The 20,064-nt window shown below is 44.0% G+C and carries 18 protein-coding genes; 7 read left to right on the top strand and 11 right to left on the bottom strand.

The window, feature by feature from the left end; translation table 11 throughout:
• Nucleotides 1-29: 29 nt before the first annotated feature.
• The 3 genes from GVK91_RS03795 (at nt 30) to GVK91_RS03785 (ending at nt 4,063) form a co-directional block, all read left to right on the top strand.
• A complete protein-coding gene (locus GVK91_RS03795; protein ID WP_153847762.1) occupies nt 30-1,139 on the top strand; it encodes a glycoside hydrolase family 105 protein in 1,110 nt (369 codons plus the stop codon).
• A 189-nt stretch (nt 1,140-1,328) separates the two neighbouring features.
• Nucleotides 1,329-3,530, top strand: a complete 2,202-nt coding sequence (locus GVK91_RS03790; protein ID WP_159727041.1) for an ATP-binding protein — start codon at nt 1,329-1,331, stop codon at nt 3,528-3,530.
• A gap of 170 nt (nt 3,531-3,700) precedes the next feature.
• Nucleotides 3,701-4,063 carry a PleD family two-component system response regulator gene (locus tag GVK91_RS03785; RefSeq protein ID WP_159727039.1) on the top strand — a complete coding sequence of 121 codons (363 nt, stop codon included), beginning with the start codon at nt 3,701-3,703 and terminating at the stop codon, nt 4,061-4,063.
• 93 nt (nt 4,064-4,156) lie between these two features.
• Here the strand turns inward: GVK91_RS03785 and GVK91_RS03780 are convergent, their stop codons facing one another.
• The 3 genes from GVK91_RS03780 to GVK91_RS03770 form a co-directional block, all read right to left on the bottom strand.
• Complete coding sequence (locus GVK91_RS03780) at nt 4,157-4,522, bottom strand: response regulator (protein ID WP_159727037.1); 366 nt, start codon at nt 4,520-4,522, stop codon at nt 4,157-4,159.
• Between the two features lie 5 nt (nt 4,523-4,527).
• Nucleotides 4,528-6,078, bottom strand: coding sequence for a PAS domain-containing sensor histidine kinase (locus GVK91_RS03775; protein WP_159727035.1), 1,551 nt, complete (start codon nt 6,076-6,078; stop codon nt 4,528-4,530).
• A gap of 274 nt (nt 6,079-6,352) precedes the next feature.
• Nucleotides 6,353-6,649 carry a hypothetical protein gene (locus GVK91_RS03770; protein ID WP_159727033.1) on the bottom strand — a complete coding sequence of 99 codons (297 nt, stop codon included), beginning with the start codon at nt 6,647-6,649 and terminating at the stop codon, nt 6,353-6,355.
• Nucleotides 6,650-6,849: 200 nt separating this feature from the next.
• Between GVK91_RS03770 and GVK91_RS03765 the strand changes: the two genes are divergently transcribed.
• Together GVK91_RS03765 and GVK91_RS03760 are read left to right on the top strand one after the other, a co-directional pair.
• Nucleotides 6,850-7,314: a DinB family protein gene (locus tag GVK91_RS03765; RefSeq protein WP_159727031.1), complete on the top strand. Its 465-nt coding sequence runs from the start codon at nt 6,850-6,852 to the stop codon at nt 7,312-7,314.
• Between the two features lie 158 nt (nt 7,315-7,472).
• Nucleotides 7,473-8,069 (top strand): methyltransferase domain-containing protein, encoded by a 597-nt coding sequence (locus GVK91_RS03760; RefSeq protein ID WP_159727029.1) that lies wholly within the window; start codon nt 7,473-7,475, stop codon nt 8,067-8,069.
• Nucleotides 8,070-8,111: 42 nt separating this feature from the next.
• Here GVK91_RS03760 and GVK91_RS03755 read toward each other — a convergent pair whose 3' ends face one another.
• Genes GVK91_RS03755 through GVK91_RS03745 form a run of 3 tightly spaced genes read right to left on the bottom strand, consistent with a single transcriptional unit; the run spans nt 8,112 to nt 12,819 of the window.
• Nucleotides 8,112-8,906 (bottom strand): hypothetical protein, encoded by a 795-nt coding sequence (locus GVK91_RS03755; RefSeq protein ID WP_159727027.1) that lies wholly within the window; start codon nt 8,904-8,906, stop codon nt 8,112-8,114.
• 3 nt (nt 8,907-8,909) lie between these two features.
• Entirely contained in the window at nt 8,910-9,713 is an 804-nt protein-coding gene (locus GVK91_RS03750; RefSeq protein WP_153847754.1) for a hypothetical protein, read from the bottom strand.
• A gap of 10 nt (nt 9,714-9,723) precedes the next feature.
• On the bottom strand, nt 9,724-12,819 hold the full coding sequence (locus tag GVK91_RS03745) for a TonB-dependent receptor (protein WP_235032754.1): 3,096 nt from the start codon (nt 12,817-12,819) through the stop codon (nt 9,724-9,726).
• Here GVK91_RS03745 and GVK91_RS27465 point away from each other — a divergent pair.
• Complete coding sequence (locus GVK91_RS27465) at nt 12,734-13,012, top strand: hypothetical protein (protein ID WP_235032756.1); 279 nt, start codon at nt 12,734-12,736, stop codon at nt 13,010-13,012. The two genes, GVK91_RS03745 and GVK91_RS27465, sit on opposite strands and share 86 nt — an antisense overlap.
• Nucleotides 13,013-13,343: 331 nt before the next feature.
• Here the strand turns inward: GVK91_RS27465 and GVK91_RS03740 are convergent, their stop codons facing one another.
• From GVK91_RS03740 to GVK91_RS03730, 3 genes are all read right to left on the bottom strand, one after another.
• Nucleotides 13,344-14,174 (bottom strand): FecR family protein, encoded by an 831-nt coding sequence (locus tag GVK91_RS03740; protein WP_159727025.1) that lies wholly within the window; start codon nt 14,172-14,174, stop codon nt 13,344-13,346.
• 405 nt (nt 14,175-14,579) lie between these two features.
• Nucleotides 14,580-15,188 carry an RNA polymerase sigma factor gene (locus GVK91_RS03735; RefSeq protein WP_159727023.1) on the bottom strand — a complete coding sequence of 203 codons (609 nt, stop codon included), beginning with the start codon at nt 15,186-15,188 and terminating at the stop codon, nt 14,580-14,582.
• Between the two features lie 419 nt (nt 15,189-15,607).
• The gene (locus GVK91_RS03730) at nt 15,608-16,573 is read right to left on the bottom strand and encodes an alkaline phosphatase family protein (RefSeq protein WP_200845528.1); all 966 of its coding nucleotides are present in this window, start codon (nt 16,571-16,573) and stop codon (nt 15,608-15,610) included.
• 317 nt (nt 16,574-16,890) lie between these two features.
• On the opposite strand from GVK91_RS03730, the gene GVK91_RS03725 reads away from it, so the two are divergent.
• Nucleotides 16,891-17,127 carry a hypothetical protein gene (locus tag GVK91_RS03725; protein WP_159727021.1) on the top strand — a complete coding sequence of 79 codons (237 nt, stop codon included), beginning with the start codon at nt 16,891-16,893 and terminating at the stop codon, nt 17,125-17,127.
• A 165-nt stretch (nt 17,128-17,292) separates the two neighbouring features.
• Here GVK91_RS03725 and GVK91_RS03720 read toward each other — a convergent pair whose 3' ends face one another.
• Together GVK91_RS03720 and GVK91_RS03715 are read right to left on the bottom strand one after the other, a co-directional pair.
• Nucleotides 17,293-18,840 carry a DUF6850 family outer membrane beta-barrel protein gene (locus GVK91_RS03720; protein ID WP_159727019.1) on the bottom strand — a complete coding sequence of 516 codons (1,548 nt, stop codon included), beginning with the start codon at nt 18,838-18,840 and terminating at the stop codon, nt 17,293-17,295.
• A gap of 11 nt (nt 18,841-18,851) precedes the next feature.
• Nucleotides 18,852-20,063, bottom strand: a complete 1,212-nt coding sequence (locus GVK91_RS03715) for a DUF4876 domain-containing protein (protein ID WP_159727017.1) — start codon at nt 20,061-20,063, stop codon at nt 18,852-18,854.
• Between the last annotated feature and the right edge of the window lies 1 nt (nt 20,064).

The raw sequence follows: 20,064 nt of genomic DNA, 5'->3' as shown, positions 1-20,064 counted from the left end.
TAGTTTGTAATTACATAAAACCAGTTCGTATGATCAAGAAAATCTTTTTGTTTTTATTGTTTCTTCCGGTTCAATTTTTAACCGCACAGACAGATCTGGCAAATTTTCCTGTTGGGGCAGACCCTAAGGAGATCGGCCATCGCATTGCACACCGCTTTATCACAGGCAAACATATGCTGCATGCAGGGAAATGGATCAGTTACCCCGAGACGTTCTATTGGACGGGCGCCATTAATTACGCGCATCTAACGGGCGATCAGAAGCTGATGCAGGCCATGAAGGAACGGTTTTCGAAATTAACAACAGGTGAGCCACAGCTGATGCCTATTAAGAACCACGTCGATTTAAATATGTTCGGTAGCCTCCCTTTGCGGCTTTATCAGCTGACCAAAGAGAAAAGCTATCTAGACCTGGGCTTGCCCTATGCTGATACACAATGGGAACTTCCACAAAATGCCAGTCAGGAAGCAAAGGCCTGGGCGCAAAAAAGATACACCTGGCAGACGCGCCTCTGGATCGACGATATGTACATGATCACCATCGTGCAGGCCGCTGCTTTTAAAGCAACGGGCAAAGTCGAATACCTGGACCGTGCAGCCCGGGAAATGGTGCTTTATCTGGATGAACTGCAGCGTCCAAATGGACTGTTCTATCATGCGCCAGATGTCCCATTTTACTGGGGGCGAGGCAATGGCTGGATGGCGGCAGGCATGACCGAATTGCTGCGCATGCTTCCGCAGGATCATGCCGACCGGCCCCGTATATTAAAGGGGTATCTGACAATGATGAAGAGCCTCAAGAGACAGCAACGCAAAAGTGGCATGTGGAATCAGCTAATTGACGAGGCAGACTGCTGGGCAGAAACTTCTGGTTCGGCGATGTTTGCTTATGCGATCATATCGGGGGTGAAACAGGGTTGGCTAGGGGAGAAACAGTACGGTCCTGTGGCCCGTAAAGCCTGGCTGGCACTCGCGAAATATGTGGACGATCAGGGCGCAGTGTCGGAAATCTGCGTGGGCACCAATAAAAAGAATGATAAACAGTATTATTACGACCGTCCCCGCCACACAGGCGATTACCATGGACAGGCTGCCTATATGTGGTGCGTCAATGCATTGCTGGAGGGCAGCGCCGAATAGTTATTGCCCATTGAATATATTAAATCTGTAGAATTTCTAAGTCGTTTTATGTTTATAAGACATATTGAGTATTAGATGCAAGTTTCGATAGGTCAGATTATTTTAGTAAATTAGTAACCATATGATAGCGTTGATGGAGGACAGGACTGTTGATTTTACCATATTTTTATTCAATATATCAGTAGCTTTATGCGTGAAATCAATTGTCATGATGAAAAAATTCACCTGTGTGGAAATATACAGTCTTTTGGGTATTTATTTATCTTTGAAGACGATAAGTGTATCGGGGTAAGCGAAAACTGTGCAGCTATTGCAGGCGAAGAATGCTCCGCAATGCTGGGCATGACTGTAGACGATGTTCTTCATCGGATAGTTCCTTCATTTGAACTTCGCGGAGAGAGCATTGAACAGGCTGTTTCCGACAGCATGTTTGCCAGGTATGCCGATCGTGTGACTATCCATCAAAACGATTATTTTTTAAGTCTCTATAAGTATGATGGCAAAATTTATCTTGAAATAGAGGCCTGCAATCCTCTCGCTGTCAAAACAACCAAATTATATTATTATGCGAAGCATTTAGATAACCGTAGTGGCGGCAACTCTTGTTGGCAGGCATTGACTGAATTGATTAAGGACATTATTCACTATGATCGGGTGATGGTGTATCGCTTTTTGGAAGATAATAGTGGACAAGTTATTGCAGAGAGCAAGACGGCTGAGCTGGAATCGTTGATGAATTATCGTTATCCGGAATTCGATATTCCGGCACAGGCGCGCGAGCTTTACCGTATTTTTCATGCCCGCCATACGGCGGATGTTAGTGCGGAAGCGATTCCGCTGATGGGGCGGAGTGTCGATGATCTCGATCTTACACGCTGCAGCCTTCGGGCACTTTCACCCATGCATTTACAATACCTTAAAAATGCCGGCGTAAAGGCGAGTGCAAGTTTTAGCATTATCGTGGACGATGAGCTTTGGGGGCTTGTAGCCTGTCAGAATCGGGAGCCAATGCATGTAGATCTTTCACAGCGCCATCTATGTACCTTTCTTACACAATACGCTGTAAACAATTATCTGGCAGATTTTCAGAAGAAACAGGTAAAAGTTCAGAAAAATCTATCGCAGCTGAAGCATGATCTAAAAAGTGATTTGCTAGTCAAGCGCGACTTGTATGACGTATTGGAAAAGTATGCCGTGCGTATTATGGAGGTAATGAATGGGCAGGGGCTAATCATTAAACGTGATCGCGCGATCATGATGGTGGGTGAGGTGCCTGATAAAAAAATGCTCCAAGAAATTGATAAAAAAATAGCCACTGCAGAGTTTTTTGCGACAGATAGATTTAAGTGCGATGGTCCTTCCGAAGATGTTGAAATGTATCCCGGTGTACTTCGCATCAGTATTCTGCCCGCAAATAACTGGTACTTATATGTTTTTAGGAAAGAACGCCTGATAGAAGAGACCTGGGCAGGGAAGCCGGAAAAAGTGATGCAGGTTGACGAAGATAGAAAGATTACCTTTCCTTCGCCACGTTCTTCTTTCGAGGCATGGAAAAAAATTACAAAAGGAAAAGCCGAAAAATGGCAATCGTCTGAACTCGCTTTTATTGAAGATATTACACACATTATTCAGCAAGCGGTAGCACAGCGTGGGGGAGAGATTGATGAATTGAACAAGAAACTGGTGCGCTCTAATAATGCGCTTGATACGTTTGGCTACACGCTGACCCATGATCTTAAAAATCCGCTGACGACGATACAACTCACTGCGCAAATGTTGCTCCATAAAAAAGATATCTCTGACGAACTGCTTGCAAAGTCAATGAAAAATATCTTGGAGGGGACGCAGCTGATGCGGGATATGATGGATAAAGTCTACCAAATGTCAAAGGTAAATCATGTAGACTTTGTGTTCGAACCAATTAATCCACAGTCCAAGATTGTCAATATCGTTGAAAATTGCAAACAGCAATACCAGGTCCAGCATTTAGAATTTATAATGGGCGAAACACTACCTGTTTTGGGCGAGAGAACATTGATCTATCAATTATTTCTGAACCTTGTTGGCAATGCCATAAAATACAGCAGCAAGAGGCAAAACCCGAAGGTGTCCGTTGAGAGCATGCGGCAGGGAAATACGGTCCGGTATGATATCAAGGATAATGGAATCGGAATTGATTTGAAGGAGGGCGACAAAATTTTTGAAATCTTTGCCCGAATGGCTAATTCAGAAGGCTTTGAGGGTTCGGGGGTTGGCCTTTCCATTGTTAAACAAATTGCGAATAAGCTCAACGCAGCTATTCACTTGGAAAGCGAATTAGATGTCGGTACTACATTTTCAGTCGTCTTCAAAGATGTACCTGAAGCAGATCGTATGCATTTAGTATCTTAAACAAAGGAGCGTAGACTTTTATACAATAAATTGTCTATCTTGTAAAATCTCAAAGAAAGATTATATAAACGGTTTGGTAACCAACTATCTGCCCAGCTTAGGTCTATATTTTTAATCCCCACATAAGACCATATTTTTCAATCATTGCGGTGTTTTTAAACAATCAAAAAATGAAAAAGAAAATTGTTGTTTGTGATGATGATGCCGCCATCCTTAACGTTTTGGAGCTGGCTCTAAAGAATGAATTTAGTGAAGTTTATTTAGTGTCAAAAAGCAGAGAACTTATCGCATCTGTCGAAGAAATTGACCCTGATATTATACTATTGGATATTGAAATGCCCTGGTTGTCAGGTGGCGATATCCTTCGGGAACTCCGAAGTTCGGAAAAACATCAAAATATTCCGGTGATCATGATGTCTGCGAGTTCGCGTGGGAAGCAGATAGCTTCTGCGTGTGGAGCCGACGCTTTTTTGGCCAAACCATTTGAACTGGACGATCTATTACTTCTCGTGGATAAATTGGGCGAATCGTAAGCGTTCGTCTTAGGATGATCACATCAGCTGCATAAAAGCACTTTTTCTTTAAAAAGTGCTTTTATGTGTGCCTGGTCAGCGTGTACTTGCCGACTAGTTTTTCAGTATGCTATTAATTTTATCTGTGATATCGGTTAAATCAAAGGGTTTGGCGATAAAGCCATTTGCGCCTAAGTTCCCTGCTATTTCAGGTCCATCGACGCTTGCTGATAGCACAATGATAGGAGTTTCTTTAATTTCGGGTGTACTGCGGATAATTTTAATCAGCTGGTCACCAGAAATTATGGGCATCCAGAGGTCTAGCAGCAAGAGGTCTGGCTTATGCGAAATTAATTGCTTTGTCAGGTGTGTGCTATTTATTTCGCATATGACATTATATCCTTCTAGTTCTAAAAAAAGCTCCAGCATCTCGAGTATCCCTCGGTCGTCATCACAGATCATTATCTTTTTAGGCTGCATATTTTTTATTTGTTGATTACAATGGGTAACGTAAAATTAAATGTGGATCCTTCTCCTGGCTCGCTTTCGACCCACAGTGTTCCTTTGTGGTGTAAGATAATCTCATGCGAAACATAGAGCCCAATGCCTAAACCCGGAAACTTTTTCTGTATATGGCTGACGCGAAAAAATCGTTCGAAAATTTTTAGTCTATCCTGATAGTTTATGCCCATACCATAATCACGTACGGAGATTTTAACAAAGTTGGCTACCCTGTGGATACTAACTTCAACTTTTTTCGACTCGGGTGAATATTTAATAGCATTCGATAGCAGATTGTTCAGCACTTGGATAATCTGTAGCTCGTCGCCCGCTACGATACTACCTGTATTTCCTGTAAGGTGGATGTCAGAATCTGGTGCCGCCAATCGCATGCTTTCAACGGCATCTTGGATGGTCTTATCGATCTCAAAAGGGTCCATGTGCAATTCAAGATTGCCAGATTGAATCTTAGACGTATCTAAGAGTTTTGAAATCAACAGATTCAAGCGATCGATATAAGCTGTGATTTTATCTAAAGTTGAGACATACTTCGGATCGGTGTTTTCGGCACTCAATCGCTGCAAGATCTGGAAGAGACCCTTAATTGTTGTGAGCGGTGTCTTAAGTTCGTGGCTCGCAATCGACAGGAAATCATCTTTACGCCGATCCTGCTCCTTCTTTTCTGTAATATCTTCAATGGCGATCAGGATCCGGTCTTTGTACTGGCCCTCGAATTCAATACGATAAGCATTTAGCAGCATGACTTTTCGACCAATATGAGGAAAGATATGATCTACCTCATAATCGATAACCGGGTTATTGGTGGGCAGTATCCGAGTGAGCATCTCTTTTAAAGAAGAAATATCCCACTGCTGATTACCGAGGTCAAATAATAAATTTCCTACCGTTTCTTCTGTGGTGACTTTAAACGAGTTTAAAAAATGTCTATTGGCGCTCAGGACGATGTAATTGGAATCTAGCACCAAGAGACTTTCTCGTACTGTTTCAATTATACTGGACAGAAAGCTTTCTTTATCTTGTAGTTCTTTGGTTCTTTGCTGTATTTTGAGCTCCACATGGGACTTCTCTTCCCGAAGATCATGCTCCGCTTTTTTTCGATCACTGATGTCATTTTGAACACCAATAAAATGAGTTACCTGACCTTCATCATTCTTCACTGGTGAAATAAAAAGTTCGTTCCAAAAAAGCGTTCCATCCTTACGATAATTTCGAATTTCAATCTTACATTCTTCGCCGCGCTCAATAGATTCTTTGATCATACTACGTTCGGCTTGCGAACGGTCCTGAGCCTGTAAAAATCGGCAGTTGTGGCCAATAATTTCATCGTGGGCATATCCACTGATGGTTTCGAAAGCTTTATTGCAATAAATGATGGGATTATCATACTGCAGATTGTCTGTAATTATAACACCCGAATAGGCAGAATTCAATGCTTTTAGATAAAGATCTAAATCATTGTTCTTGTTTTCAATACGTTGCTCTGAATTGTTGATGCCGGAAGCATTTTTTCTCATATATTTTAAACTCCCATATTAATTAAGGTGTCCCCAAAATAATCTATAATTCTCAGATTGAAGCGAATTTTGGAATGTCTAAATTAAAAACCCGTATAAATCCCTGCTGAGGAAATAATCAGTGCAAAAGATAGCAGGGCGCGTATTTTTGATCTGACTGAACCACAGAGAACAGTGCATAGTTTACTATCGCTTTCCAGCGCAGTATGCTATCCTTAGGCACTTTTTCAACTGTAGAGATCGCTAAAACTGCAAATATTTCCGTATCATTACCTTATTGATGTCTATTGCCTTTATGGTAATACGAAATGTGTTTGTTGATTCCTTGCGCCGCATCATTTCTGTCGGGCGATACCATGACGGGGGCATATTGCAATGATACAATATCCATGCTGTCGATTTCGGGCATTTTAACCGGGCGGTACCAAGAAGGTGGGTTCGTTAGATTGCCCGTCTTTTTGCGATCTGTTTTTTCTGTTGATTCCTGTACAGAACGCTGTTTCCAGCGTCTGTATACGAACAGTACCGCTCCGGCAACTGCTGTGATAACGAGTCCGATTTGTGCTTTCATATGTTCTTCTTTAAGAATTGAACCATTTCCTTTTAAATTGAACAATACTCAAATCAAAAAGTTCAATAAAAAAGAGAATCAGCGTCTACAGGTGCCCTCGTAAGAAGTTTGTGTAAAGCATCCGATTGCCGTAAATAAGCTTTGACAGTTTTAAAGATTCAGCTTATTTTTGTGTACAAAACACAGACAGTTAATAAGACATGGAATCACTCTTTCGCGCATGGAAAACGAGCCGGATGGCTTACCTCAAATTCTTTGAAAACTATTCTTTGGAACAGCTCAATCGCATTCCTGATGGCTTCAGTAACAACCTGATCTGGAATATCGGGCACATCATTGCCACACAGCATAAATTAATTTATATCGGATCTGAGGTAGAAGGACATATCCCTGATGAAATCTTCAACAGCTATCAGTCCGGAACAAGGCCTTCAGCAGCTGTATCGCAGCAGGAAGCAGATCTGCTGAAAAGATTGCTCCTCGATCAGATTGAACCGACCATCCGTGATTTTAACAACAAAAAGTTTGTGACCTATCAGGAACGCACAACAGGAACGGGCTTTCATCTCACTTCGATTTACGATGCTTTCGAATGGAATAACTTTCATGAAGGTCTGCATTTGGGTTATATGATGAGCATTAGAAAGTTTATCTCGTTGGATTAATGCTCAACTCTTTTGCCTTTCTATTTTTAAACCCTTACCTTAGCGCATTACTAGACCTTATTTTTGCCCCCATGTTATTGTTCGGATGACAATGATGTAGGGGTTTTATTTTCAATGGTTTGTACATGCAGTACGAAAGATTAAATAAGTGAAAACGAATGATTTTTAAAGCTCTTCGATCGAATATTGACGTTGATGACAGTGTATTTAATGATATATACCCGCCCAAAATAAAAAAATTGGCTGAACGTCACTGGACACCTGTTCATGTCGCAAAAATGGCCGCAGAGTACCTGGTTGAATCTCCGATGGACAAAGTGCTGGATATTGGTGCCGGAGCAGGAAAATTCTGCCTTGTAGGAGCTTCGTGTACCAATGGAATGTTTTATGGTGTGGAACAGCGCGAATCACTGGTGAAGCTTTCCAACGGGTTGGCCGAGAAACATCAGGTGCAGAATGTAGCGTTTATTCATGCCAATATTGACGAGATCTGTTTTTCCGACTATGACGCGTTCTATTTCTATAACTCCTTTTATGAAAATATAGATACATCAAGTCCAATTGATTACTCGGTATTGCCTGATCCAGAACTTTATCATGCGTATACCGAGTGTCTGAGGAATCGGCTTGCGCTATTGCCTATTGGTACCCGTGTGGTTTCCTATTGGAGCGGTTGGGAAGAGATTCCCTGTAATTTTGATCTGGAGTATACGGCATGCGACGGTTTTCTCAATTTTTGGCGGAAATTGGGTTAAGGGAAAGGAAGCAGGACAACCCTGCTTCCTTTTTTTACGACCCTAATCCAAGTAGAAGAAAAGTCTGCTGAATGTTTGATTCGGTACTTTTGGTGCAATAAAATAGGGTTGAACCTTCCCTTTATCGTTCAATTTCGGCAAAAAGAAACCTTCAGCACCCAGTTTACTTTTTGTTTCATCGCCATCAAAAGCCCATTCATTGTCCGTATTGGCCTTGGTAAAATTAACCGTGGCGCTCCGCAGATCGACGCTTTTGTCAAAATCCTTGAGTGGTAGATAGTCGACATACACCCATCTTCCGGGAAGCACATTTTTTGCGATGTACTCCTTACGGACATCACCCGTAGTTGCATTGACCTTCTGCAACGAAATATCAATCGGGAAATCTATACTTTTATCATAAATATAAAAGCCCAGTTTATTGACATTGGGGTCAGCAGCGGGTGGCTTCACTTCCTGCACCTTTCCATCAAAATAAACGTAGTTAAAATTGACTCTGATGGTGTTTTCAGGCAATTCGGCACTGTAAACCACTTTCTTGGTCTCGGTATCGGTCAAAGTAACCAATCTCTTTTTGGGTATTTTGTAGCTAAACGCCGTTGCAAAATGGATATTGCTCTGGGGCTGGATGATAAAAGCACCATTTTTATGATCAAATACGGTGGTATCAATTGCAACCTGCAAAGGATGGTCACCACCATTATAGCCATTGATCAGAATATGCATCGCGCGTTCTACCTCAATATCGTCCTTATTGCAGGCACTGAAAAGGAAGGGAAAGCCGATCAGCAGCAGCGCAGTGGCTAGGGAATATAGCTTCGTTGACAAATTTTTCATAAATTATAATTCTAAAACCTTATTAAACCGCATCATATTATTAATGGGCGCTTCATTGATGATAAACAACTTGGAAATGGCTTTTGTGGGTGAAGGGACAGGAGCACCAGAGGTAAGCTGGCTAAATTCAAAGGAAGATCCTTCGGTATAGGGAATATCGGTCCCAGCTTTATAGATATAGGCCCGAAATAGCACCGAGGTCTTTTCGCCCTTGTAATCCTGGATGCCTAAGGGGAAGGGATCAAATACGATCGGTTGGGAGAAGGTGTTGGGTTTTAGATTTTTGATCCGTATGACCTCTTCAAACACTTTGGGGGTGAAATAGTATTTTCCAAATACAATATCCACAGGTTCCCGGTAATTTAATACATTGGACTGGAGCATATAGATCAACTGTACTTTGCCCTCCACAGGTGCCGGTACTTTCGGGAAATCGGCTACTTTTCCGTCCATGTAAATAACATTGAGATCCGTCACGGCCGCCGTATCGTTGGCTTTGATTTCCCTTTCCAGCAGAATTTTATCGGTCGCTTTGGACTTCATGGTAAATTTTAAACGCTGCTTGGCGGGGTCATTGAAATTATAGTTGGCACCGAACGAGATACGGCTAAAGGCTGGTGTTACCGTAGCGCTAAAGGTATCCAGTTGCAAAATAAGTTCCTCATTGCTGTTATTATAACCACTTAAATTGATCATATGCACATTGGAATGATAGAGCAGTTCGTCGCCACCTTTATCGCACGAAAGGAAGGTGGATAGCAGAAAAAAGGAGATCGCCGTGGCTGTTAAGATTATTTTTGTTTTCATAACGGTTGATTTAAAAGGTATATCCGATGGAAAGGCTAAAGGAACTGCCCACTTTCCGGTTAAAAGTTTCTTTGTCGCCTATGCGCATCTTTTTGGTTCCGTCTTCGGAGGTCTCGTAATAACCTTCCTCATATTTTTGGGAAAAACCAAACTTCCATTCGTAGATCTCGTTCCATTCCTGCGTTGGCCATTCGGAGTTCGACAGGCCTTTCCAGCGATCCTGTACTTTGAACGTTTCGGGTCTGTTCACATAAAAGCGGAACGGACTGTTCAATAGGTTGCTCAGGTTCAGTTTAAGATCCAGGTTTTTGTTTTTCAGTAATTTGTAGCTCAGCTGTGCGTCCAGCTGATTGCGCGGGCGCTCGTATTCGATCAAATCTTCGCTCATGGCTGTCATAAAGGTTTTATAACCCATGTGGTTAAACGCTATGTTGACCCCTAAGCGGTCTCCGGCGTACTGTAAGGCGGCATTATAGACAACGGGTATCTGTCCATAAAGCGGGCGCTTGTTTTTCAGGAATTGTTTTTCACGGTATTCAAAGGTATTTCCATATTTATCGGTACCCATGCCCTTTGCCATGAATTCAGCCGACTGCACTTCGGAGCTTTGAAGTGTCATGTTTCCGCTGAAATTGAAATCCTCCAGCAGGGAACCGGGAGCTATAAAGCCCAGGTTTTTGCGGATATCAAACTCCAGTCCCTTTACTTTGGCCCATTCCGAGTTATTGGTGGTCACGTAGATGCGGTGCGACGAATCCATCATCTGCCGGTACAATTCGATCGGGTTCTGAAAATATTTGTAGAAAAACCCAATTGAAATAACTTCCGCAATGGAAGGGTACCATTCGAAACGCATGTCATAGTGGTCAATTAAGGTCGAGAGCACGCCTTCATTCCGACGGTAAGCACCGCCCAATGCAGGGTCCTGACGCACCATCTTGGAGTTTTCAATCAACGCCGGACGGACTACGGACTGTGAATAGGCCATACGGATATTGAAATCCTGTATGGGGGTCAAAGTCAGACTGGCCGATGGCAGGTAGCGCCAGGTTTTCTCCTCGGTTTCGGGATCTGCCGTCATGCCGACCAGTTTCCCTGTTTTGGGATCGACAAAGCGTTGCTTGCGCATGGCAATGGTTCTGGCGTCCATCTGCAGGTCATTATCGCCATTTTGCAGACTTTTATACTTGAAGTATTCGGCACGTACGCCCCAGACCAGTCGGATCCACGAGTTGAAGCGGTTGTCGAGCATGCCGTAGACCGCCTGATTTATATTTTTCCCTTCATAGGCACTCACGGAGAATGCTGCTGGATAATAAAACATGCCATGTAGGGGATCTGTAAACTCAAGATATTTCGACCAGGTATTCACGGGCGTAAAATTATTGGCACCGACCGAAACAATGGGCAGCGAAACCCATTCGAATAAGCCATGCCGATCCATAAATTGGTATCCCGCCTTCAGGGTCTGCTTTTGACCGAGCCAATTCGTCTGGTAGCTCAATGCACCTTCAGCAATTTTGTTTGTCTCTGTATAATGGTATTCGGAGCGTGTAAATGTTCCGTCACCGGCATTGGCGTAGTGCGAGGGGACCACATTGTAAATGGTATCATTTAGCAGGCCGATAGGAGCGAGCCAGGCTTCGGTTGCATCTTTCTCGCGGTTGTTCAGCTGGTTGCGGGCAATATTCCATTCGAACTTGAACCTGCCGAACCGATGCTCGCCATCCAGCTTATTCTGCAGCATGTCGATAAATTTGGGACGGTCGTACTCCCGGATAGCTGGCTTCGAATCGTGGCCGATATCATTTCCCCAGCCTTCGATCACCGAAAACTGGTTGTTGAACATCCGGGAATAGAAATTCCGCGAGGTTATCTTGTGGTTTTTGCTGTTCCAGCCCAGGTTGATCAAAGCGCCTAAGCTTGAATTAAAGTTATACTGTGTTGAGGTTGTCGGATGGATTTCTTTGCCGGTGCTGATATCGAAAGTTGCCCCGTCTGTTTTTTGCCAGCTGCCGCGTTCAAAATTGGAGATATGGTCAATAGACTGCTCATTGCGGTAACTGAGCGAGCCTACAAATCCAAAAATACCTTTTGTGCTGGTATAACTCCGCCCCAGGCTGAACTGGTAGTTTTGTCCGGGTAGTGCCGTATATTTTCGGGTGCCGAGGCGTTCCAGTCCGCCGATCCGTTTGTTCTGTGCAGCGATCATTTCCGGCGTGAAAGGCGTTACGCCTTCAGGCACGGGTTTATAGGGGTTGGCAGGGTCGTAATTGATTCCGTTGAAAACGGTCAAATCCCGTGGGAAATTGCCCCGCGTGCCATCGTCAAAGGCTAGGTAATCTAAGCCACCGCGGCCATAGCCCAGGAAATCTTTGCCCGTTGAGCCATTGATGTATTTGCTTCCCACCGAAAAGGAGGTGAAGTTTTTCACTGGAATGGCCAGGGTATTGATCTGTACCAGTCCACCGCCAAAACCAAAGCTCAGATCGGGCGACGAGGTTTTGTGGATAATGACATTGTCAATGAGGTTGCTGGGGACAATATCAAATTCGAAGTCCCGCACCTGCACGTCTGTACTGGGAAGGGTGGCGCCATCCATCATGGCCAGGTTGTAACGCTCGGCAATACCGCGGATCACCACCCGCCGGTTGTCGTTGGTACTGACACCGGAGATGCGTTTCAGGGTCTCACCAACGTTTTTATCCGGTAAAACGGATATTTGTTCGCGGCTGATCCCGTTGGAGATGGTGGCTTCATTTTTCTGTTTGGCATATAAGGAAGCTACACTTTCCTGTTTATAGCTTCCAGTCACCACCACCTGCTCCAGGCTTTTAACCACGCTCTTTAAAACGATGTTGAGATTGGTCTGCTTCCCGGACTGCACCACGATGTCGGTGATCCGTTTTGTCTGATGGGAGATGTAACTCACTTCGATAGTATAGGTTCCGGGGGCGAGGTTCAGGCTGTAACTGCCATCGGCTTTACTTTTTAACGATTGGCTGCTTTGGAGCAGCGTAATGCTTGCATCAGCAAGGGCTTCACCATTTTCGTTGATGATTCGGCCGCTGATATTTCCCTGTTGTTGGATGGTGCTGTTGCCCATGCTTCCGGATAGCGGAACCGGGATAGCAGCGATTTTTTTTGCCGAAACAATCACAGACTGGTCCTTCAGTACAAAGCTGAGCGGTTGGTTTTTGAAAATTTCTGCCAGTACAAGCCTGATGTCGGTATTGCTGGTTTCAATGGTAACGGGGCGGGCCATGCGCAGCAGGCTGCCTTCGACCAGAAATCCATAGCCCGTCTGTGTACTTATTTTTTTGAATACTTTGGCCAGGGAGCTGTTCTTCTCGGAGAGACTGATGTTTTGTCCTATTGCTCCGAAGCTGATCTGTAGCATGCCAAAAAGTGTCATGAAGGTGCTTAGCTTCATTTTCAATAGTATTTTTGTATTTTTTTTATACATTTGTTAAGCTGAAATATGTGTTAATTGGATCGAGAAATTCATTTGCCTATTCCGGCTATTGGCCAGTAGTGTTGCGACCACTATTGGCTTTTTTTGGAATTGGGCATGCGGTATAATTTTATAGCAGGTACTGTCCTTGGGCAGCTACCTATGGCAGTTCTAGGTTATTTTGTTTCTACGATAAGCCTCCTTCCTTGCATCTCTACATTGATGCTTTTAAACGTTTTTAATAAATTCAGTACTTTTTCAAAAGACCATGACCGCGGGATTCTTCCTGTAAAGGTTTCGCCTGTTGCGGTACCCTGATAGTGGATGTCCACATTGTACCAGCGGCCCAGTTCGTCCACAACGCTACCGATATCGGCATCTGTAAAGTCAAAGTAGCCCTCTTTCCAGGCGATGACTTCCACGGGGTCCACATTTTTGATAGACATAGACTCTCCAGCCACAATACCCTGTTCACCGGGCTTGAGAATGACGCGCTGATGGGCGTTGGTCAAGGCGATGGAACCGCTCAGGAGCGTTGTTTTGGTCCTCGATTTGGCCTTGTAGGTATTGACGTTAAAATGAGTTCCCAGTACTTCGATCAGTTGATTTTCCGAGCGTACCCGGAAAGGCATGGCCGCATTGTGTGCCACTTCAAAATACACCTCTCCGCTGATGGTCACCTCGCGCGAAGAACCCCGGAAGGCTGAAGGGTAGCTGATCGACGATTGTGCATTGAGCCAGACCTGGGTTCTGTCGGCCAATGTCAATTGGTACCGGCCACCCCGTGGTGTAACAAGTGTATTGATATGGACCTTCTCGACGTTCTTGCCAGCCGTATAAACCAGATTACCGGATTTCAGTTTGTTGATATGAATGTTTCCTTCGGTACTGAGTTCGCCATTTTTGGATTCATCCAACATGATTTTTTCGCCGTTTCCGAGGGTTAAGATGGCTTTATCCGTAGCGGGATGAATGCTGTTGCTTTGCTCTGCGGCAGGGATCAGCAATTGCTCAGACTGCTTTTTGAAGATGTAAAACGAGACGGCACAAAGGAAGACTAGGGATGCCGCTGCTTGCCATAGCCTAGGACCTGGGTAGAAGAAAAATCGCTTCTTTGGTAGGTTGGCCGATGTGGATGTCTCCGCGTCGATCTGATCAAAGATCTTTTCCTGCAGTTGCTTTTTGCGGAATACACGCTCTTTGGCGTTTAAACTGTCGATGAGATCTGGATTGGCTTCAAAGGAAGCGTACCATTCTTCAAGAAGCTGGAGCTCGTCCTCCGTTATTGTTCCGGCTTCGTATTTAGCGAGTATATCAAGTAGCTGTTGATCGTCCATTTCCTGTGCTTTATACTAAGGAGTACCCAAAGTCTGCAAAAGCGGGAATGGAAATGTGAAAAAAAATAATTTTCCCTAATTTTTGTGCGTATACAGCAGCAGTACCAGGTAGAAAATATCCATTTGATGTTCTTTGATTTCCGTGCGCATGATCTTCATGGATTTGGTGATGTGCTTGCGGACCATAGCCACTGAAATGTTGAGCTGGTCGGCGATATCCTGATTGGAACGTTTTTCGAAACGGCTCAATAGAAAAACCTCTTTGCAGGTTGCGGGCATTTTTTCGGTGATCTGGATAATCTCCGCGTGGATTTGCTTGGCTTCAAGTATATTGTCGGGCTGAATCGGAGCGTTATACCCGATATGGGCTGCTGTTTGGATATATTTATCCTGGACTTGCTGCGCCCGATAGGATTTAAAGACCTGAAATTTAATCGCTGTCTTTAAATAGGCCGCAAGGGACTGGCTGAACGTGATCTCCTTGCGCCGCAAATAAAAATCGACAAAAACATCTTGTACGATTTCCTCGGCCATAGCCAGGGAGCCCGTCCTTTTACCGGCATGATTGATTAAAGGTTCCCAATAGCGGTTATAAAGTTCGGAAAATGCTGCTTTATTATCTTGCATTTGGACCAATTCTACCAGTTCCTGATCCGAAAGCGTTTTCAATTCACAATTAGCCATTATAGTTAAGCAAAGACCAAATGTAAATAGGCAATTAAACCTGAGCGTTTTACGAATATTAATAAATTATTAATATTCGTTTGACCTTCAGCAGTGCTGGGGCTGCCGAGCTCCCGCAACGGATGTTACCGGTAGCAAGCGCGATGAGCTCTTCGATCGGAGCTGTTTTTTTTCGATGCTGCCATTCAGCTGGTTCTGATAACTGAAGGGCTAAGATGGACTGTTTTTCAGTAAATTTGTGATACCAGCCGTTCAATAAGTGTCCAGTAAATCAAAAAAGCCGCTTTCCTCAGAAGAAAGTAGCTTTTTTGATGATGGAGGACTTTGGGGCTTGCTAGCCGATGTATTTGGATATATTTGTCCAGGTATTCGGATGTGTTTGTCCAGATATTCGGATGTCTTTGACCGGGTCTTCAAATTTATTTGAAGATCTCGGTAGGAGCAGTTCCCGACCAGGATTTTGGTAGATTCTTTAGTCCAAATAGACGGGCTAAGATCCACGAGGTATTTCTATTGCTATTGAAGAAGGCGTTGGTGCTGCCTAGATTTTTGATTTTTTTGCCCGTAATGCCAAAGGGGATCTGCATTTCGTTCATGCTCGTACCACCGTGACCTTTTTTGATGCCACCATGGTCGGTCAATAGTAGGAAATAGCAGTCCTCATAAAGATTTTGCACTTTCAAAGTCTGTATAAAATTCCCGATGGCGACATCTGCTTCTTCGATGGACGCGATATATTCGGGCGACATCCAGCCGTGGCCATGTCCGGCATGATCGGTATGTACACTGTATAGAAACACCAACATCGGATTGTTTTTATTGTCACCGATAAATTTTAAGGCTTTTGCATAGTTGCTCTCATATTTATCGTCCTGCTCAAAGGAGACTTCATCCAGGTATTTTTTGTTGATGGGATTGATAAGCTCAGCCCAATTATAATAGAAAGCCGTTTTTATATTCGGTTTCTGCTCCTTCAATAGTTTGAATATGGATGGCGAATAACCCTCTTGATCCACTTCCAAAGCTTGCAAGGGATGGTTGCCCAGCGTCCAGTTGTTGGCTGTGATGCCGTGCTCTTCAGGGCCCTGTCCGGTGAGATGGCTCGTCCAGTTGGGAAGCGTGACGGATGGAAGTACGGGTCTGCTGGATAGTGTCAGTAGTCCTTTTTCAAACAACTTATCAATATTTGGATGTTTTGAAGCCCTAAAGCCTTCGGAACTAAAACCGTCCAGCCCGATGATAACAATACGCTGTGCGTTTACAGCGCTGCATACAGCTAGAAATAATAAGATCAATAGGGTTTTCATGCGTATCATCGCATAATGATTGACGCGGTTAAGTGGACTGCTGCCACTAATCAAGTGATAGGTTGCTGACTTTTTCATTGAATATAAATATACGTAAGTTTTGTAATACTAAACAAAGTTTATTTATACTGTATTTTCATGTGATTAAATTTGTGTGAAATCGTCAGATAAAAAATAATCATCGGTATTGACTTTCCTCTTTAATTGTAGTAATACGAATTTTATTGCTTTATTTTCTAAGCTTTCAGGTGGAAATAACACTTTTTAACTTCTGACTATTGTTGTGTAATGGTCAGAAATTTTTATATTTACGACAGTTTAGCGAATATAGGGCCGATGATATGAAAAATCTGGCTTTAATCGGAATGCGCAATTATTAAAAACTTATACGGAATATGAAATATTACTTACTGACCTTTTCTGTTTCGGCTCAGGTGCTTACCAAACGCACTGAACTGATCAATTACCTCGGCCGGCATATTGCTGATCTGAAATACATTTCGGCAGATCTTCAGGATAAATTATGTACCATCACTATTCGCACTTTAAAGCGCGATGAAGGTGTTGTTCTTAATCTCTTGGCCATAAGAGGCTTTAAGGCATCCTTTCTTTCAGCGACAGAAGGTCCTTAACGGTGCTAATTACCGGTTCAAAACGGTGTTCTTCAAGATTTTATGGTTACGTTTTTTTTTTCTACCTGGCGATTTTGTGGTAACGTGATAGATGTAAAGTAAGCGATAGACTAAACGATACAAATGGCGGAAACCATGGGAGGTATTCCGCCATTTTCTAAGGAACTAAAATGTCAATAACCCCAATGTCAAACTGGCTGCATACCGGGATTTTCCGTTGTCACCATATCCACCAGATGTAGACAGCGCTGTTTCCAGGCTGCCCGATCCCTTCAGATAAAGCTGATTGCTTTTCTTTCCGAAGTTGGAAAGCCGGTATTGTATGCTCAGGGCATTGACTACCCGATCGCGTGTTAAATACTGGTATATAGGCAGGGCAATGCTGTTTGCAACAAAATTGCTCGAATAGCTTTTATCTGTGTAGCTCCATTCGTTTTTTACGCCAAAATTGTAGTTGGATGCCACATCAAAGACCCAGCGCGATAGGGCTTTGTTAAAGCGGATGCCAATATCCATGCGGTCGACAATTTCTTTTCCCTGCGGTAGGGCATAGCGGTTGTCCCAGCCGGAATAACTTACGGTGGCCTTGGCAAACCAGTCGGAGCGATAGGCGCTGGTTTCTTTGGCCAATATATACCCCAAAGTAGCCTGGCTGCGTAGTGCCGTATTCAAGCTGCCTTCAAAAATAGTTTCATAACTGCGGTCGTCTGTCCGCTGCAATTGCTGGTATTCGGTATTGGAAATATCACAATACAGCAGGTTTAAATCGAAGTGATGATTGTAATCGCCACGTTTTAGATCAATGGTCGATAACACTGTGTACTGATCGTATTGATGTTTGCCAGCCTTCATTGGATAGGTGCTGCCGTCGGTGACCTTTTCCTCATGACGGAGGTAGCTTCCGGACAGCAACCAGCGGAACTGATCGGCGGTATAACGAAAGCTGAGTTCGCTGCCATACGCATGCGCAAGATAGCTGCGTTCCATATCTGCCGTCATAATGAAAGGTGATGCCCCGAGGTATTCGGCTAAGCCCAGAAGTTTATAGACGTTGTATTGTTGACTTCCGTTGGCACGTACCAGATTCAGATCATTTTTCTGATAATTATAAATGGCTGCAATCCCAAGCTGATGCCGCTTGCTGATTTTGTAGGAAATATTTGGTGCTAGCTGGATTTTATTTTTCGTATCCTGAGAGCGTGGGTCCATTTGTCGCGCGCCCGTAGCGACCTGATAGGAGAGGTCGAGGCCGGCACGCATGCTGCCACCGGCAAAGCTGGGGCTCGCTACTTTGAGGTCCATTGTATAAAACTGCTTATTCCAGTCGCCCTTTAGTGAGTCGACTAGCTGATAGGGATTGTCAGTAAATGGATTCACAAGGGATGCATAGGCCAGCTCCTTCTCTTTCAATGTGGTAAAGTCAAAGCGACCATAGAGCGTCCAGTCGCCTGAGCGCTGAAATTTCTCTGTCGAAAAATTGAGTCCCTGTTTCGATTTGCCTGTAAATGGATGTCTAAAATCTCCGCCTTCATAGAAATAGCCTAAAGTGGTGTTTCCCACAGCCGGTAGGTCAAGCTCCCCCAGTAAAGCGCTGGTTTTGAGTTTTAACAGGCTTTCTTTTTCTTTGGAGTAGCTGATATTCGGATTTTCCTGTGCTTGCAGCTGCATGAAAGAGGCTGTAAATGCCAGGGAAAAAATATATTTTATGTTCATGATGCGCCTGCTTATTTGGAATAACTTTTGGGACTAGGGGTATCGTTTATCGTAAAGTCGCTGGAGGAATTGTTGGTGTCCATCAGTACTTTGATGCCATTGATTTCTTCCCTTACTTTCCGGATAACCGATTTTCCGGTGCCGGCACCGCCGCCAACAAAGGCTACTCCAGCATCAATCGTGAGCGGTAAACGTTTTTTGTCCAGTGTAATGGTGCTGTTAGCAACGCAATCCACGCCGTCGATAACTTTCTCTGCAGCAACTTTCACATAACGTGTTGAAGCAGTTGCTCCGGGTTCGGTGACAGTTTCGTAGCTGGCATAGTCGTCGGGCGAAAGGATAACGAGTCCAGAGCCATTGACACCGGGCAGCCAGTCAAAAACGGTCAACGATGAGCTATAGATCAGTGTTACGTTGGGTACGTCTGGCGAGTCGGTATCGTTGGAATTTCCGGGCGGATTAAAATAGGTCTCAAAATCGGCAATTCCTGCCCCTAAATCTGTGGGTGCATTGGGATTGCCTTTTGGATCTGTCTTATGATTAATTCCGTCGACAGCAATGACAATAGATTTGCCCGGCGCTACAGGGTGATCTACACCTGCGGTACCCGGAATGGTCCATAGGGAGGCAAGGTATACGCTTTGTTGATCTTCGATAAATTTGGTGGCTACAGTTGAACCTGCTTTTGTCGCTCCAAAGGAGATTCCGCCAGCATATAGGGTGTCGGTCGAGTTGTTGTAGATTTCTACAAAACCATCGTATAAATAAGTCGAATTATTTGGGGTGCGGCTACCGGTATAATAGAATTCCTTGATGACAAATCCACCGATGGCACCGCCGCTCAACTGAATGTCGGTCTTTCCGGATTCCTGAATACGTAGGGAAGGGATGGAGGCATTCAAAAATGCTTTGCCCAGGCGTCCGCTGATGCTGAGGCTTTCCTCTTCGGTCACTTCCCGGCTTACCGTTACAGTGTAGATACCAGGTATAATATCCTGCAGATCGACCTCACCCTTTGCATTGGTGGTCAATTGGGACTGTTGACCTGTAAATGTGTTTTTAAGGGTTACCGTAGCATTCGCGGCAAAAGATTCAATATAATTGCTGGGGTAGTGGACAGCCAGGGTATAGGAAAGCGTATTGACCGTCGCAAAATCTTTGCGGCAGCCACTCAATAAACAGAGCAACGCAACCAGGTAGAGATAACAATTGATTTTCTTCATT

This window comes from Sphingobacterium sp. 18053 (genome assembly GCF_902706145.1).
Lineage (GTDB): Bacteria > Bacteroidota > Bacteroidia > Sphingobacteriales > Sphingobacteriaceae > Sphingobacterium > Sphingobacterium paramultivorum.
Note: the sequence above shows the minus strand (reverse complement) of the source record. Positions and strands in the feature narration are given on the sequence as shown.

Coding starts and splice junctions, on each gene's coding strand:
- GVK91_RS03715 (WP_159727017.1), bottom strand. CDS start 20,063: ATGAAGAAAATCAATTGTTATCTCTACCTGGTTGCGTTGCTCTGTTTA.
- GVK91_RS27465 (WP_235032756.1), top strand. CDS start 12,734: ATGCTTGCATCAGCAAGGGCTTCACCATTTTCGTTGATGATTCGGCCG.
- GVK91_RS03785 (WP_159727039.1), top strand. CDS start 3,701: ATGAAAAAGAAAATTGTTGTTTGTGATGATGATGCCGCCATCCTTAAC.
- GVK91_RS03770 (WP_159727033.1), bottom strand. CDS start 6,649: ATGAAAGCACAAATCGGACTCGTTATCACAGCAGTTGCCGGAGCGGTA.
- GVK91_RS03780 (WP_159727037.1), bottom strand. CDS start 4,522: ATGCAGCCTAAAAAGATAATGATCTGTGATGACGACCGAGGGATACTC.
- GVK91_RS03750 (WP_153847754.1), bottom strand. CDS start 9,713: ATGAAAACAAAAATAATCTTAACAGCCACGGCGATCTCCTTTTTTCTG.
- GVK91_RS03720 (WP_159727019.1), bottom strand. CDS start 18,840: ATGAACATAAAATATATTTTTTCCCTGGCATTTACAGCCTCTTTCATG.
- GVK91_RS03765 (WP_159727031.1), top strand. CDS start 6,850: ATGGAATCACTCTTTCGCGCATGGAAAACGAGCCGGATGGCTTACCTC.
- GVK91_RS03760 (WP_159727029.1), top strand. CDS start 7,473: ATGATTTTTAAAGCTCTTCGATCGAATATTGACGTTGATGACAGTGTA.
- GVK91_RS03745 (WP_235032754.1), bottom strand. CDS start 12,819: ATGGGCAACAGCACCATCCAACAACAGGGAAATATCAGCGGCCGAATC.
- GVK91_RS03775 (WP_159727035.1), bottom strand. CDS start 6,078: ATGAGAAAAAATGCTTCCGGCATCAACAATTCAGAGCAACGTATTGAA.
- GVK91_RS03755 (WP_159727027.1), bottom strand. CDS start 8,906: ATGAAAAATTTGTCAACGAAGCTATATTCCCTAGCCACTGCGCTGCTG.
- GVK91_RS03790 (WP_159727041.1), top strand. CDS start 1,329: ATGCGTGAAATCAATTGTCATGATGAAAAAATTCACCTGTGTGGAAAT.
- GVK91_RS03795 (WP_153847762.1), top strand. CDS start 30: ATGATCAAGAAAATCTTTTTGTTTTTATTGTTTCTTCCGGTTCAATTT.
- GVK91_RS03725 (WP_159727021.1), top strand. CDS start 16,891: ATGAAATATTACTTACTGACCTTTTCTGTTTCGGCTCAGGTGCTTACC.
- GVK91_RS03730 (WP_200845528.1), bottom strand. CDS start 16,573: ATGAAAAAGTCAGCAACCTATCACTTGATTAGTGGCAGCAGTCCACTT.
- GVK91_RS03735 (WP_159727023.1), bottom strand. CDS start 15,188: ATGGCTAATTGTGAATTGAAAACGCTTTCGGATCAGGAACTGGTAGAA.